General features: G+C 44.0%; 15 protein-coding genes and 1 pseudogene. 15 read left to right on the top strand and 1 reads right to left on the bottom strand.

Annotated elements, in window-relative coordinates:
* The first annotated feature begins 96 nt into the window (after positions 1-96).
* From BM030_RS19095 to BM030_RS19055, 10 genes and pseudogenes are all read left to right on the top strand, one after another.
* Positions 97-513: an SRPBCC family protein gene (locus BM030_RS19095; RefSeq protein ID WP_090975206.1), complete on the top strand. Its 417-nt coding sequence runs from the start codon at positions 97-99 to the stop codon at positions 511-513.
* Between the two features lie 140 nt (positions 514-653).
* Positions 654-1,157 (top strand): VOC family protein, encoded by a 504-nt coding sequence (locus BM030_RS19090; protein WP_090975205.1) that lies wholly within the window; start codon positions 654-656, stop codon positions 1,155-1,157.
* Positions 1,158-1,266: 109 nt separating this feature from the next.
* Positions 1,267-1,851, top strand: a complete 585-nt coding sequence (locus BM030_RS19085; RefSeq protein ID WP_090975204.1) for a hypothetical protein — start codon at positions 1,267-1,269, stop codon at positions 1,849-1,851.
* A gap of 17 nt (positions 1,852-1,868) precedes the next feature.
* A complete protein-coding gene (locus BM030_RS19080) occupies positions 1,869-2,324 on the top strand; it encodes an EthD family reductase (protein WP_211657666.1) in 456 nt (151 codons plus the stop codon).
* A gap of 137 nt (positions 2,325-2,461) precedes the next feature.
* The gene (locus BM030_RS19075) at positions 2,462-3,214 is read left to right on the top strand and encodes an SDR family NAD(P)-dependent oxidoreductase (RefSeq protein WP_090975203.1); all 753 of its coding nucleotides are present in this window, start codon (positions 2,462-2,464) and stop codon (positions 3,212-3,214) included.
* A 183-nt stretch (positions 3,215-3,397) separates the two neighbouring features.
* Positions 3,398-4,359 (top strand): annotated as a pseudogene (locus BM030_RS20535) (FAD-dependent monooxygenase); the annotation flags it as partial.
* Entirely contained in the window at positions 4,333-4,977 is a 645-nt protein-coding gene (locus tag BM030_RS20530) for an aromatic-ring hydroxylase C-terminal domain-containing protein (protein WP_397236536.1), read from the top strand. The pseudogene BM030_RS20535 and the gene BM030_RS20530, both read left to right, overlap by 27 nt.
* 172 nt (positions 4,978-5,149) lie before the next feature.
* Positions 5,150-7,207: a BamA/TamA family outer membrane protein gene (locus BM030_RS19065; protein ID WP_090975201.1), complete on the top strand. Its 2,058-nt coding sequence runs from the start codon at positions 5,150-5,152 to the stop codon at positions 7,205-7,207.
* A gap of 2 nt (positions 7,208-7,209) precedes the next feature.
* On the top strand, positions 7,210-8,313 hold the full coding sequence (locus tag BM030_RS19060) for a sensor histidine kinase (protein ID WP_090975200.1): 1,104 nt from the start codon (positions 7,210-7,212) through the stop codon (positions 8,311-8,313).
* The gene (locus BM030_RS19055; RefSeq protein ID WP_090975199.1) at positions 8,310-9,038 is read left to right on the top strand and encodes a LytR/AlgR family response regulator transcription factor; all 729 of its coding nucleotides are present in this window, start codon (positions 8,310-8,312) and stop codon (positions 9,036-9,038) included. The genes BM030_RS19060 and BM030_RS19055 overlap by 4 nt, the downstream gene beginning before the upstream one ends.
* A 1-nt stretch (position 9,039) precedes the next feature.
* Here the strand turns inward: BM030_RS19055 and BM030_RS19050 are convergent, their stop codons facing one another.
* The gene (locus tag BM030_RS19050; protein ID WP_090975198.1) at positions 9,040-9,564 is read right to left on the bottom strand and encodes a hypothetical protein; all 525 of its coding nucleotides are present in this window, start codon (positions 9,562-9,564) and stop codon (positions 9,040-9,042) included.
* 302 nt (positions 9,565-9,866) lie between these two features.
* Here BM030_RS19050 and BM030_RS19045 point away from each other — a divergent pair, with 302 nt between their 5' ends.
* The 5 genes from BM030_RS19045 (at position 9,867) to BM030_RS19025 (ending at position 13,576) form a co-directional block, all read left to right on the top strand.
* The gene (locus tag BM030_RS19045) at positions 9,867-10,154 is read left to right on the top strand and encodes a winged helix-turn-helix transcriptional regulator (protein ID WP_211657665.1); all 288 of its coding nucleotides are present in this window, start codon (positions 9,867-9,869) and stop codon (positions 10,152-10,154) included.
* A gap of 348 nt (positions 10,155-10,502) precedes the next feature.
* Positions 10,503-11,072 (top strand): Crp/Fnr family transcriptional regulator, encoded by a 570-nt coding sequence (locus BM030_RS19040; protein WP_090975196.1) that lies wholly within the window; start codon positions 10,503-10,505, stop codon positions 11,070-11,072.
* Between the two features lie 54 nt (positions 11,073-11,126).
* Complete coding sequence (locus BM030_RS19035; RefSeq protein ID WP_090975195.1) at positions 11,127-12,113, top strand: alpha/beta hydrolase fold domain-containing protein; 987 nt, start codon at positions 11,127-11,129, stop codon at positions 12,111-12,113.
* A gap of 94 nt (positions 12,114-12,207) precedes the next feature.
* Entirely contained in the window at positions 12,208-12,657 is a 450-nt protein-coding gene (locus BM030_RS19030) for a DoxX family protein (protein WP_090975194.1), read from the top strand.
* 217 nt (positions 12,658-12,874) lie between these two features.
* Positions 12,875-13,576, top strand: coding sequence for a GNAT family N-acetyltransferase (locus tag BM030_RS19025; protein WP_090975193.1), 702 nt, complete (start codon positions 12,875-12,877; stop codon positions 13,574-13,576).
* Positions 13,577-14,306: the final 730 nt, after the last annotated feature.

The following is a 14,306-nucleotide window of genomic DNA, read 5'->3' as shown; positions in this document are numbered from 1 at the left end:
AACTCTCCGAGTTTCCCACATTACAACAGGACAACAACAATAATTGTGATTGGAATTCTTTAGTTTTGGGTGTAGCTAGTTAGGGGAAGATTACATATGGACAAAAATAATATTAGTACTTACGCTGTAAAACATATAAGTATTTCTATAAATAAGCCTGCCGATGAGGTATATAGTTATGCCTCAAACCCTGAAAACTGGCCTGCGTGGACAGATTTTATTCAATCTGTAGTTAAAGAAAACAGCACTTGGTTTGCTGTATCCGACTTAGGAAGAATTAAAGTGGAATTCGTTCCCGACAATAATTTCGGAATTATAGACCATTGGGTTACTCTTACAGATGGCACAACTGTATACAATCCGATGAGAGTGATCGAAAATAATCAAGGGAGCGAATTTGTTTTTACCTTGTTTAGGATGCCCTATATGACGGAAGAAGCATTTGAACAGGATGCAACGGCTGTAATGAACGATTTAAAAACGTTAAAAAAAATACAGGAAAAAGAATGTTAGAACGACTTAAGACAATTCACAACATAACAGTTAAACTGTAAAACAGTTGTTGGAATAGTAGCTTTTAATAGCACGGAATCGATCATATTATATGCAGGTTTAATCTAGGGTGTCAACTACTACTTTAATAACAAAAAAGAATGAATAAATCAAATTCAACAATCCCCGAGGGCTATACAACAATTACTCCTTGGATAATTTCGCCGTCATCAGTGAAACTGATTGAATTTATGAACGCTGCATTTGATGCGGTAGAAATAGTAGACAATAGAGCATACAATGCCGACGGCTCCATTGGGCATATGGAAGCGCGTATCGGTACCGCCATCGTCATGCTCTTTGATTCAAAATCGCACTGGTTTCCAACGCGTGCTTTTCTCAGAATTTTTGTCGACGATAGTCAAGCGATTTACGACAAGGCTATGAAAGCGGGTGCAATTTCAGTAACGGAGGTAACTAAACTTTATTGGGGAGACAAAGTAGGCCGTATCGCGGATCCCTTTGGAAACATTTGGTGGATACAGGAACAAGGGAAATATACCAACGGAAATGTTGTCGAACCCGCAGATAGCCCGGATGCGGTGGATGCCATGAGTTATGTGCAACGCTCATTGGATGAATATCTAAAGGCCTCCGACATTTAGCGGAAATTGAACACTGGGACACCAACCCAATTAAGTTGATAATGAAAGATCTTAATGGCTATATCCTTGGTTTCGTCCAAGAAGCTGAATAACAAATAAACTATAAATTATGCGACAAACAAACAAACTGCTAGTGATTTATAACATTGGCATTACGCTAGTATGCGGTTTTCTGGTTTTAACAGGGTTCAACCGTCCGAACGAAGACGAAATTACGGTAAAACGGATCAATATCGTAAACGAAGATGGTACGCCCGCTATCATTTTGGCCAATCAGGAACGTGTTCCCGATCCGGTTCTGGACGGTCAGTCTTACAAAAGAGCCATTAAGGCGGGTGGCATTGTACTGTACGATCCGCAGGGTAATGAGCATGGCGGCATGGCAGTAATGGAAAACGAAAATGTAGCATTCAATGCGATGGTATTGGATTATAGCACGGTGGACGCCATCGGTATGTTCTCCCGCGAGGATTCGACCGGCTATCAAGCGTTTCTTACGGTCAATGACAAAGGAAACGGCATCGGGCAGGGCACTAACCGTTTGCAGCTCGGCACCAGTAACGGTACCACGGCGCTGGTGATCAACGGAACCGACGGGAAGCCGCGTGTCAAGTTGGAGGTAACCGACCGGAACGAAGTATCGTTTTCAGTGCTGGATGAAAACGGGAATACAATAAAGCAGCTGTTGAAATAATTGTTTCTAAAAGTGATATGATGAATGCATTTAGTATGACCCGGATATTGATTGTTATACAGGGATCGATTCTGTTATTTCTAGCCTTAGTTGGCTGCGAAACCGGGAGGCCGAAATATGCCGAGGCGCCGCTTTCTGGAACGTTTAGGGTATCGATACTTTATCCTAACGGAGAAGGCAAAACTTTTGACTTTGAATACTATGAAAAAAAGCATATGCCTATGGTGGCCTCGTTTTTGGGAGAGAATCTGACACATTACGAAACTGAGAAGGGCGTTATGGGTAGAACATCGGGGGAGGAGCCCCCCTTTCTGGCCACAGGTTATTTCTATGTCAACGATGTCAACGAATATAATAAAGCAATTGCCCAAAACAGGGACACTATTATTAATGACTTTACAAATTACACAAATATCCAACCGGCTATACAGATAAGTCAAATTAGAAAGGTGATTCACAGTGACGCAAAGTGAACAAAAAATGAAAACTGAAGGGACCTTGCACTTCTGAATCCGTCTGAATGCAGAGCCGGTAGGCGTTAGCGGCCATTGTAAGACATGCACTCGACTAAAAGCAAACTAAAACTAGGAATTAAAAGAAGACGAACAAAATGAAACGATTAAAAGAAAAGGTTGCATTGGTTACAGGAGCAGCCTCCGGAATAGGGTACGCCACGGCAGTGTCCATGTGGAAGGAAGGAGCTAAAATTATCGCTCTCGATGTAAATGAGTCGGAACTAGGGAAATTGAAGACAAGCCTCTCCGATAGAATAACCGCCATCTGCTGCGACGTCGGCAAGTCAGAACAAGTGGCGAGTGCCGTCAACGCTGGTGTCATGGAATACGAAGGTTTGCATATCATATGCAATTGCGCAGGAATTGCAAAGGCAGAGCCGTTTCTGGAAATGACGAATGAAAACTGGGAGCGCACTGTCGCCGTTAATATGTCCAGTGTCTATTATGTATGCCAGTCAGGCATTCCTTACATGAAGCAATCAGGCGGTGGCTCGATTATTAATTGCGGCTCGATTGCCTCTGTGGTTGCGGAAACAGACTTGGCAGCCTATTGTGCCAGTAAAGCCGGCGTCTTGGCTTTAACAAAGGTAATTGCTATCGAACATGCCAAAGACAAGATACGTGCTAACTGCATTTGTCCCGGCATGACCGACACACCTATGGCCGAACCATACTATGAAGCCTACGGAGGCAAAGCGGCCTACATGGAAGAAATAACGGATTGGCAGCCGTTAGGCTTGGGCAGACCCGAGCAAATTGCGAGCATAGCTGTGTTCTTAGCATCCGAAGATTCTGGAATGATGACAGGATCGGCCGTAATGGCTGATGGCGGGTTCACAGCGATGTAATCAAAATAGTGCGAAAAAGGACACAAAGTCGTAATCGCCGCCAGGAACTTTCGGACGCATAATACGGTTAAGTTATAGGTAAGCGAACGGAACGAAGCACCTTTTTACTGCTGGATGAAAACAGAAATGCAATAAACTGTCTTTTGGAATAATCATCCCTAACGGCGCTGAAATGAAGACATTATGGATATACCTAGTAAGACATCGATACTGATTGCCGGCGCTGGCCCCACGGGACTAATGATGGCTTGCCAACTCTGTCGATTTCAAATCGATTTTTTAATTATCGATCAAAAACCGGGACCGGTACAAACCTCTAATGCGTTTGGAGTCCAAGCCCGGATCAGATGGGTGTGGCCGACGAATTTCTCAAATCAGCGCAAAGAGCCGAAAATGTCACCTTTTATGTTTCTGGAAAGATTGCTCAGCAATTTTACTTTACTAAGCCAGGAGAAGGAGAAACCAAATTTCCCAATATTTATTTGCTGGAACAATATGAGACCGAAAAGCTGCTTATAGATTTTTTAGTGAGTCATGGAGAAAAAGTAAAATGGAATACCCGGCTTACCGATACCAAAGAAAACGGGGACGGCGTAGCATCGGTAATTTGTCGCAATGGAAAAGCTTATGATGTCTCAGCCGACTACCTAATTGGTGCAGATGGGGCTTCGAGTACGGTGAGAGAGCAGTTGAAGATTGCCTTTCATGGCAAAACATTCCCTCAAAACTTTATGCTGGCTGATGTCTATCTAGATTGGGACAGCCCTCAACATCATATCGTAACCGCAATGGAAAAAAATCAGGTTATGGGATTTTTTCCGTTTAAGGAGAAAAACAAATACCGGATATTCAGCTTTTTGCATGATTCCGAAAAGGATGTCGATGCATTTTCAGAAAACGACATTAAAGACAATACAGAAAACCTGCTGGGACTGAACATTAAAATCAAAAGGTTCATTTGGTTCTCTGTGTTCCGGCTTCATAGCAGAAGTGTAGAGGCTTTCAGAAAAAACAGCTGTTTTCTCGCAGGTGATTCGGCGCATGTTTACAGCCCTGCCGGAGCACAGGGGATGAATACCGGAATCCAGGATGCTTATAACCTGGCATGGAAACTGGCGATGGTTCTAAAATCTGGTTTTCCAAACAGGCTTCTGGAGTCGTATGACGAGGAGCGGAAACCTATCGCCCGAAACCTGTTAAAAAATACGGATTTAGCTTTTCAATTTACTGTTAGTAAAAATCCATTCTTTCGTTTCATAAGATTGCGGATATTTCCTCTTGCCCTGAAGATACTGCTTTCGTCTTCCTTTGTACGGAAAACCGGCTTTCTCCGGCTTTCTCAGTTGAATATAAAGTATCCTGACAGTGGCATGAACGGCTCGGGAGCGCGCCGCTCCTTTTCTGCCGATGCACCCTCACCGGGAGATCGATTTCCGTTCTTCCCACTTTCAGATCGCCAGACCAGCTTGGATTTGTTGAAAAATACAGGCTTCAATTTGCTAATGTTCAACGTGGATTCTTCGGACACCGAATTGGACGCTATAAAATCATGGAAGAACCGTACAGAGTTAGATTGGTTAACTATGATTGATGTGGAACCTTGTTCGGGATACGCACAAATAATTCAAAAATGGAATATCAGGCAAAACAGCATCATGCTCATCCGGCCCGACATTCATGTGGCCTATCGTAGCCAGCCTGCCAGTTTGAGAGATTTTCAATCTTATTTGTCTGAAAATAACTATCCCGACTCAGCACCATAGCGGCTGACCCATTTTTAGAAATCATTTACCTTTTCCCTGCCAGATCGTATTCCATGATTGACCGAAAAAATCTCCGGGACTTATTCGACGTTTACATAGCGAATCCGGCCGTTTGCATAATTTTGTTGGCAAATAAATACCATTACGTTACCTTTATTCCCGTCGTAACGATATGTTGAACGTAAAAATTAATGAATTGATGCCCATACTGTACGCCGCTTTCAGATACACCCTTTCCTTACTCCTACTGGTTTGCCTGTCCTTTTCGATAACTGTCCATGCCCAAGACCCAACGAATCGTCATGCCACAGCGCCTTTGGCGGCCAATGGCGGCCGGATGGTGCAGTTCGTCGATGGCCAGCTTATAGTCTCTACCATTTTGGCGGACGACGCGGCCACCGTGATAGCCACTTCCCATCACGCATCACCTTATTTCTGCACCATCAGCGATGACGGCCACTGGTTGCTCTATTCCATCAAAACGAAGACGGAGAAAACCACTTACGTACACGATCTGACCCGAAACGGCGAAATGAAACAGCAATATCCGTTCGCCATCGAGTCTGCTGCTTTCACCCGCGACGGCGACAGGGCTTTTTTCGTGCATTCCAAGACATTCTGGGGGGCAAAGCTGGCGGCTTACGATACGCAACACTGGCAATTGCTGATCATGCGTTCGATTACCGACCTAACCACCAGCATCGCTGTGGACGCCGAGGGTTCGCATTTGCTGGCGGCAGCAAGGTCGGTGGTGCGGCAAATCGATACGGAAACACTGAAAACCCAAAAAGTACATTGGGAGACTTCCCGGTTGAACGGCTTGGTATACAATCCCGCGGATAGGCACCAATACGCCAGCATCAATCACAAGAACCGGATCGAGGTAAGGGACCTCAGGCAAGATCGCGTGGTGCAAACCATCCATGCCGACAAAGGGCAGTTTACACAATTGGCGTTTGCTCCCGACGGCAGGTACCTGATGAGCCTAAACGACGCGGGCCATCTCGCTGTATGGGATCTGTCGGAGCGTTCGCGCGTGACGGCCCTGAACAATACCATCGCCGCCGACGGGTTTGAGGAGGGCAAATTGACGGTGCTTAACCAAGCGGGATGGCAATCCGTCCGAACCGATCTGGCGGAGGCACGCATTAGCGCCACTTCCGCACTGCCCGATTCGGCCTTTCTGAATGGGCCCACCAGCAAAGTGGGTATTGTTCCGATACCGATCATTTCCTACAGCCCGGAAACCAGCTTTTTACTTGGACTTGGCATGAGTTTCATACTCCCTCCAAAAGTCAATGGGTCTTCCGTTCCACCACGCTTCTTCCGTCCGTCTTCGATCACGCCTTCGGTGGCCTATGGCTTCAACGGCCAATTGCAGACGAGCCTGACGATAGATTATTTCAGCAAACGCGGATGGCACTACGTCAACCATGCGAGTTTTCTCCACAACAATCGGTCGTATTTCTTCGGATTGGGCAACGATGCCCAAAAAGAGCACAGCACCGTATACCACAACAACGTGTTTTCCTGGGAAGGGGAAGTGACCAAAGCCATCGACGAACGCTTCTTTGCGGGCATTACCTATCAGGTCCGTAACGACAGCCGATTGGATTTCGGCGGATCTGCCTCAACCGCGGTGCCCAACGGAGATGGCGGATTTTTAGCTGGCGCGGGTCCGGTGTTGCGTTTTGATACGCGGAACGACCTGTTTTTCCCGACGGGAGGCTATTACGCAGACCTGTCCTTCAGGCGCTATGGCGGATGGCTTGGCAGCGACTTCGTGTACAGCGATGTTAAGCTCGATTACCGTGGTTTCCATGCGTTGCCGATATTAACGGAAGGTACGACCCTGGCGGTGCAGGCACTGTACCACGGCGTATTCAACGGAGACGCGCCTTTTTACCAATTACCCTATCTTTCGGCCGACCGGCTATTGCGCGGCATATGGCGCAACCTCTACATCGATAGGCAGGCAATTGCATTGCAGGGCGAGCTGAGATCGAATTTCAGCAATGTCGACCCGCGGTACGGCTATGTGGTGTTCGCGGGAGCGGGGGATGTAGCACCCAGTTTTTTTGAGGATTACAAACCCGGCATCACCGGCGTATTTGGTGTGGGGTTCCGGCAACAGGTTATCCCTAAACTCAAACTGCAATCGCGGATAGACCTTTCGGTGACGACCAAAGGAAATGTCGGTATCTTCGGCGGAATAGGGTTAACGTTCTAATTATGCCCAAGAATCCATTCAAGTCGATCATAGCGTTTCTGAAACGCAACCGCAAAAGACTTATTCTCTTGACGTTGATGAGCCTGGTGCTTCATGGCACCTTATTTTTTATGGCATACATGGCCAATCCTGAAAAAACCGTATACGATTTCAGCAAGCGATTCGGGCTTGGCATCAATACCTTTTTGTTTATCGTGGAGGCAGTCGTCACGTATTACCTGTTGATCTTTCATGTGATTTTGCCCCTGATGCACAAGGTACGAATCTGGCGTGCGCTGGCTGTCTTTTTTGTGATGTTTGCGTTAAAGTTAGCCCTTAGTTACTGGTGGCTTTTTTCGGCACCACAAGACCCCCAAAACATGCAGGAACGATTGTCCACCACCGCCATTCCCGACGATAGTGTTTCCTGGTTTTTGCTGTGGCACGCCATGTTCAGTTTATGTGATTTGGTCGCCTGTTTTTCGGTGGCATTGATGGCGGAGTGGATACGCAAAAGCAAGCAGCAGATCATTTTAGAGAAACAAAAGGCAGAGGCCGAGCTCAGTGCACTGAAACACCAGATCAACCCCCATTTTCTGTTCAATTCATTGAGCTTCATTTATAGCAAAATTATGAAGAGCGATGAAAAAACAGCGGAGTCCGTGCTGATACTGGCCGACATCATGCGGTACGCGCTGGCAAAAAGAGAGGATGTGCATGGTCGGGTAAACATCATGGAGGAGGTGGAGCATTTGAAAAACGTGATCGAAATCAATCAGCGGCGCCACGATCACCGACTGAATATTTGTTTCGATGAAGACCTAACCAATCCTTCCGCAAGCATCGTTCCTTTAGTGCTGATCACCCTGGTCGAAAATGCGTTTAAACATGGCAATTTACATGACCAAAGTCACCCTATTTTGATAAAGCTGCATACCAACGACCGTGAATTGTCGTTTTATATAAAAAACAAGAAAGGCAACGGCATCAAAGAACTTTCCAACGGCATCGGTCTGCAAAACATCAGGCGGCAACTGGATCTTATCTATGGCAGCCATTATAACTTTGTATTGGAAGACGAGCCATCGGCATTTACAGTGCAACTGAAAATACCACTGAATTCATGATCGACTGTATCATCATCGACGACGAGCAGCATGCGGTTGACGTATTGGAACACTACGTGGAACAGGTTCCTTACCTCAATTTAATTGCCGCAACCACCGATCCCGTTACCGGGCTCGCACTGTTGGATGACCTGATGCATGGCGTGGTATTCCTGGATGTGCAGATGCCGAACCTCACCGGGGTTGAACTCCTCAAGCTGATCAAACGGGATACCCGCGTCATCATGACCACCGCCTATAAGGAATATGCGCTGGATGGGTTCGAGCATGCGGTGGTGGACTATCTGCTGAAACCCATTGCGTTCCCGCGGTTCCTTAAAGCGGTGAGCCGGCTGACCACAACCGTTGGCACCCTGCAAACGGCAACGAACGGGAACGACGCTTTTCTTTTTGTAAAGTCGGAACAGAAGGGCAAATTGCTCAAAGTGGATATACAGCGTATCACCTTTATTGAAGGGCTGGGCAACTATGTGATCATTCATAGCGACGGGCAGCCGCCCATCACCACTTTCCTTACCCTCAAATATGTATACGAACATTTGGCCGATAAGGGCTTTATCCGGGTTCACAAATCGTTCATCGTTTCCTTGACCTACCTCACGGCAGTCGAAGGGAACGTGGTTCGCGTACGGAACGACGACCGGTCTATCCCTATCGGCAACGCCTACAAACAGGAATTCTTCAAACTGGTTAACAGCAAGTTGCTTTCATTTCAAGCTAAATAGCTCAGTACTTGACTTGCTTGTTTACATCATACTTCATGCCCGGGTAGTTGAGAATCCTGCGCATCAGCCCGATCTGGCCGCAGAGGTAATCTGCCCTACCGATACACATTCCGATAAAGTTTAGCAGGGTTTCCGGCACAAAGGAGATATTCATGCCCATGGGAACTTCTTCCGATAAGCGGTCATCGGTTAGCTTCAGCAGTGCATTGTATACCACAGGAGATATGTGATGGAAATTCGCTGTCAACTCCTTTAACGTGGGATACGTTTTCGCAGAATCCAATGCCTTGCCCTCATGGAATAATTCTTCGAAAGGGTCGTTTTCATCAATACCCAAGACATCCGCCAGACCGTAGCGCATGTTGACGAAGTTGCCGGCCATCCAAACAACGTGATTGGTTCTGCCTTCAACTCGTTTTAGTGCATCTTCTTCGGATAAGCTGTCCAGTGCATTGATGAAAGTTTGCGTATGCATCCGGTAAGCAGGGATGATCACGGCTAACTGTAGGGATTGCGGCGTGTCCATAACTTTTGATTTTTAGTATTAATCCTATTTTTTGTTCACTACACAAAATAAGCAAAACGTCCGCGGATGGCGTGGTGACAAACGCGACAACCGAAAAGGGCAAACAAGACATATTAAGGCATCGTAATCGACACTTCTTCACTGGCTTCGCTTTCCAAACCGCGCCGGTCGATACTTGACACATAATAGTAATAGCGATGCCGGCTTTCGCCGCCATCTTTTGTTTCACCTACTGACTTTTCAGGGTTTGCCAAATCAGAACTGATCCATGTGATATTGTTTTGCTGTCGTATAGCGAGTTTTTGGAGTCGGAAGAAAAAATATCAACCAACATTCTCGCCAATCGTTTGAGTGTATTAGAAGCTGAAAAAATTCTGTTGAAGGAAGTATCGCCTACCAATAAGTCAAAGTTTGTTTACAGCTTGACACAAAAAGGCGCTGACTTGCTACCGATAGTTATCGAGATTATGGATTGGGGTGCAAAATATAACGCGAATTCCCCGCGAAGAGAACTCGGCAAAAAAATTCAGCAGGACAAGGCTTCCGTCGTCAGGGAATTAAGCCAAGTATTGAAGAAAAAAGTAAAATGACCTCTATTTTCAATCAGTGGCTATCGCTGGATAGCGTGATTATCCTTGCGCCGGGTTAAAGTGGCAATGCGCGGCTATTGAGATGACCGTCAAACGGAGCAATGTTAAGTTATAATTCCAGAAATAGGCCGTCGAATGGGGGATGTGATCGTTTGTACAATTGATTTGGAGGCAAGCAGCCATTGCGGTATATTTGCATGAGGGCGCTATGTTCTCTAACAAATAACTAATTCATTGATGTCAATTCCCCGGGTTATTTTACAGTTGGCGGTCATTGTAGAAGATACACAGCAACAAGGGATTTACAATACACGACCCTTATGAGATAAAAAGCAAACTGTCATAACAGTGGAACAGATTAAAAGTTTTTTTCAAAACAAATACGCTGACTTTTCGGAACAGGATTGGCTTATTATTTCTTCTAAATTTATTCGGCGAGAATTTCCGAAAAAGACCTTGATCTTGAAGAAAGGTCAGGTGGAGGATCACGTTTCATTTATTGAAGAAGGCATTGTACGATACTACATTCCAAAGGAAAATAAAGAAGTTACTTTTGAGCTTACTTTTTCAAATGACTTCATTGGTGCTTATGATTCTTTCCTTACCAGGTTGCCTTCAGTTTATCATATAGAAACCATCACTCAAACCACACTTTGGCGGCTGTCATATCATGATGTACAAATGCTATATCAAGACACAGAAAAAGGAAACCTGATTGGCAGACTTGCGAGTGAAAAATTATTTTTAGAAAAGGTAAAGCGGGAAATTTCGCTTTTAAATGATACCGCAGAACAGCGATATTTAAACCTCTTCACAGAGCAACCTGATTTGATCAAAAAAATCCCGTTACAGTATATCGCTTCTTATATTGGTATTACACCACAGGCATTAAGCAGAATAAGAAGGCGTATTTCTTAACCTGGGTTCATTGTCCGATATTGAACTTTCAACTTTCTTTGTAGAAAAAAAGGAATGAGTGTACGTTCATTATTAACATTAATCTTATTAATTACAAAAACAATGGCTGGGCAATCACAAACAGATACATCAATTACCTATGTTCACAACCCTTCTCCAAGTTTCAAATCACAGTTTTTGCAGTCATTGATGACAGTACTCGGAAAGAAAAACGCCATTGAAAAGCGTATCAAAGCCAATAGATTTTCTTTGGAAGCCGTGGAACCCCCAAACATTTTGCTGTCCGATTTTCAAACTCAGGTAAGGGAAATAAATCAGCGAAAGGTTTGGATGTTCAAGCCCAAACAAGGTGGCTCATCCAAAGTAATTCTTTACATACATGGTGGCGGTTATATTTCGAACTTAACAAAATATGATTGGCGTTTCGTTCATGAGTTATTGGCCAAAACCAACTGTTCAATAGTAGTACCTGATTATCCTTTGGCCCCGGTTTCAAATTATAAAGATGTCTACGCCTATTTTGACAAACTCTATCCAGAACTGCTCTCTGAGACATCACGGGAGAATATTATTTTCATGGGTAATTCTTGTGGTGGTGGTATTGCATTGGGATTTGCCCAGAAGTTGAGAGATGAAAACAAGCCGCAGCCTTCGCAAATCATTTTGAATTCCCCTTGGCTTGATATTACAATGAGCAATCCAGAAATAGTTGAAATTGACAGGAAAGATAAACTGCTTGGCACAAAAGGACTTAAAATGGCTGGAGAATTATATGCAGTCGGGCTAAATCCAACAGATTACAGGGTAAGCCCTATTTACGGGGATTTCTCAGGCCTTGGAAAAATCTCGCTATTTATTGGTACCCACGACTTATTCCATGCCGATTCGAGAAAATTTAAACAGAAAATGGAGGGACGGAATATCTCAGTCAACTATTTTGAATACCCAAAAATGTTTCATGTTTGGATTGCTTTGACTAATTTGAAAGAATCTCAACACGCAATTAATCAGATAGCAATATTGGTTAATTCGAAGAATTGAAATTGCACTTTGGAAGAGTCAGACATTAGTTACCGAACAGAAAGCTTAAGAAAACAACGAACCGCCAACAGAAACAAAAGACAACGACAGACAGATGCCTCTAATAGTTTTACTTTCAGTATTTACAGTTTCACTCTTGACCACAAAATTTGTTCGTGGAAACTTTGGGTTTGCGTTATCAGGACGAATTGCAATGTCCGCTATGCTTTTGTTTACAGCTATTGCGCATTTTGCATTTACCAAAGGAATGTCAATGATGTTGCCCGACCTCATTCCATACAAAACAGAAGTAGTTTATTTAACAGGCTTTATTGAAATCGGAGCAGCAATCGGACTTTTTATCCCAAATTTCCGAGTTCTGACAGCGTGGTTGTTAATTGCATTTTTCATACTCATACTTCCAGCAAACATTTATGCAGCCATAAAACACATTGACTATCAAAAAGGAACTTTTGACGGAAACGGGCTGATTTATTTGTGGTTTAGAGTTCCTTTACAAATCCTTTTTATTGTATGGACATATCTTTCGGCTATTAAAGGCTGACAAGCAAAACGAATGACAACAAAACCAAATAGACGAATTGACAAAACCCGAACCGCTGACATCGTATTGCTGCAAGCGGGCGGACGTGGTAAATTGAATGTTAGTGCTTTTATTTTACCTTTGTGCTTGCCGACAGGTAAGTGCTTTTAATGCCCCCGCCTGACAGCGACACGACAAAAGTTAGCGGTCATTGTATTGCGACAGAATCATATTAATAATGGAAGTAGAAAAATTGAACAATCCGACTTGGTATTCTCTGACCGAAACTCATAAAGACTTTGGTATTGACTATAATGGCACGAAATTCTATTGTCCATCCTATTGTCCTTTCGGTGGTTTTATAATTCCTGACACAACTCAGTCAGCAATTGACACCTATGCTATGTTGACAAACAATTTCTATGTAGTTGGCGACAAACCAAATTTCAACAGCACAGTACGATTGAACAAAGAATTAGTTTGCAATCAGATGCTCCTTGATAAAGGCATTGAGATTGAAATATGTGAACATATTACTGAATTACGAACGACAAAACAAATGGTAGATTTATTTTACCTTGTTAATTTGGTTCAACCTGGCTACTTTAAAACCAAGACAGCAGGCTTGGGAAGTTATTATGGCATTTACAAGAATGAAAAACTGATTGCGGTTACAGGAGAACGAATGAAAATGAATAAATATACCGAAGTAAGTTCTGTTGTAACGCATCCTGAACATACAGGGAAAGGTTATGCTAAACAACTACTTGCCTATACAAGCAACAAAATAATTGACGAACAAAAAAATCCATACTTACACGTAGCTGACACAAATATTGGAGCTAAATTACTTTATGAAAAACTTGGTTTCAGGACAAGACGAAAAATTAGTTTTTGGAACTTTGTAACGAATGACAACAGAAAAACAACGAACCGCTAACGAGGGCTTGCTGCAAGCGGGGCTGACGTAATTCTATTGGACATTTTGCACCTTTGTGCTTTGGTACTCTATTAAGCGTCATTGCTTTATTGCCCCGCCTGACAGCATGCCCCCAAACTGTTATGCGTTAGTGTAAAAATTTTTGATAAAGTGCCGAATTATGAGATATCGGAAACTTATCGGTAAAAAGTAGCAATTTTTATGTTTGACAAGGATTCGTTATTTTTGGCTTAAACATCACGTAAAGTACGGCACAGTCGGCAGTCAATAACATCGTGGGAAATTTAGAGGAGCGCCAGGACCGTTTAGCCGATGGTGTTTCTAAATTGAAAACACAACTTGCGTTAGCTAACGTTCCCGAAGTATAAAGATAGCAGGTGTCAGCTTCCTAAATGGATTTACCTTTATCCCGATGGTCATGAAGAGTTAGCGGAAATGCACCATTTAAAACGTTCTATCAATCCTTTACAAACATGGGCAAGTCTGAACCGGCCCATCCAAACCCCTGATCTTTTATTGGGTCAGGGGTTTTTGTCGTGTGTTACTGTTTGAAGTTTTAAAGGGACAAAATGATCATTACTTCTACATCACGTGGCGCGTTGCCTTGCCGATTTTATCAATTTGTTTACTTTTGTTGAATATTCCGGGGAAAGTACACCACTCGTTCCGGATGAAAGTACACCAGTGAAGATGCCAATAATCTGCGCAGCTGCGCCACTGGGTTTTCAAA

The sequence above is a fragment of the Parapedobacter composti genome, assembly GCF_900112315.1.
GTDB lineage: Bacteria > Bacteroidota > Bacteroidia > Sphingobacteriales > Sphingobacteriaceae > Parapedobacter > Parapedobacter composti.
The sequence above is the reverse complement of the archived record's forward strand: the minus strand, read 5'-3'. Positions and strand labels throughout refer to the sequence as shown.

Bases quoted from the DNA above. Each gene is read 5' to 3' on its own strand.
- BM030_RS19095 (WP_090975206.1), top strand. From the start codon at position 97: ATGGACAAAAATAATATTAGTACTTACGCTGTAAAACATATAAGTATT.
- BM030_RS19090 (WP_090975205.1), top strand. From the start codon at position 654: ATGAATAAATCAAATTCAACAATCCCCGAGGGCTATACAACAATTACT.
- BM030_RS19085 (WP_090975204.1), top strand. From the start codon at position 1,267: ATGCGACAAACAAACAAACTGCTAGTGATTTATAACATTGGCATTACG.
- BM030_RS19080 (WP_211657666.1), top strand. From the start codon at position 1,869: ATGATGAATGCATTTAGTATGACCCGGATATTGATTGTTATACAGGGA.
- BM030_RS19075 (WP_090975203.1), top strand. From the start codon at position 2,462: ATGAAACGATTAAAAGAAAAGGTTGCATTGGTTACAGGAGCAGCCTCC.
- BM030_RS20530 (WP_397236536.1), top strand. From the start codon at position 4,333: ATGGTTCTAAAATCTGGTTTTCCAAACAGGCTTCTGGAGTCGTATGAC.
- BM030_RS19065 (WP_090975201.1), top strand. From the start codon at position 5,150: ATGTTGAACGTAAAAATTAATGAATTGATGCCCATACTGTACGCCGCT.
- BM030_RS19060 (WP_090975200.1), top strand. From the start codon at position 7,210: ATGCCCAAGAATCCATTCAAGTCGATCATAGCGTTTCTGAAACGCAAC.
- BM030_RS19055 (WP_090975199.1), top strand. From the start codon at position 8,310: ATGATCGACTGTATCATCATCGACGACGAGCAGCATGCGGTTGACGTA.
- BM030_RS19050 (WP_090975198.1), bottom strand. From the start codon at position 9,564: ATGGACACGCCGCAATCCCTACAGTTAGCCGTGATCATCCCTGCTTAC.
- BM030_RS19035 (WP_090975195.1), top strand. From the start codon at position 11,127: ATGAGTGTACGTTCATTATTAACATTAATCTTATTAATTACAAAAACA.
- BM030_RS19030 (WP_090975194.1), top strand. From the start codon at position 12,208: ATGCCTCTAATAGTTTTACTTTCAGTATTTACAGTTTCACTCTTGACC.
- BM030_RS19025 (WP_090975193.1), top strand. From the start codon at position 12,875: ATGGAAGTAGAAAAATTGAACAATCCGACTTGGTATTCTCTGACCGAA.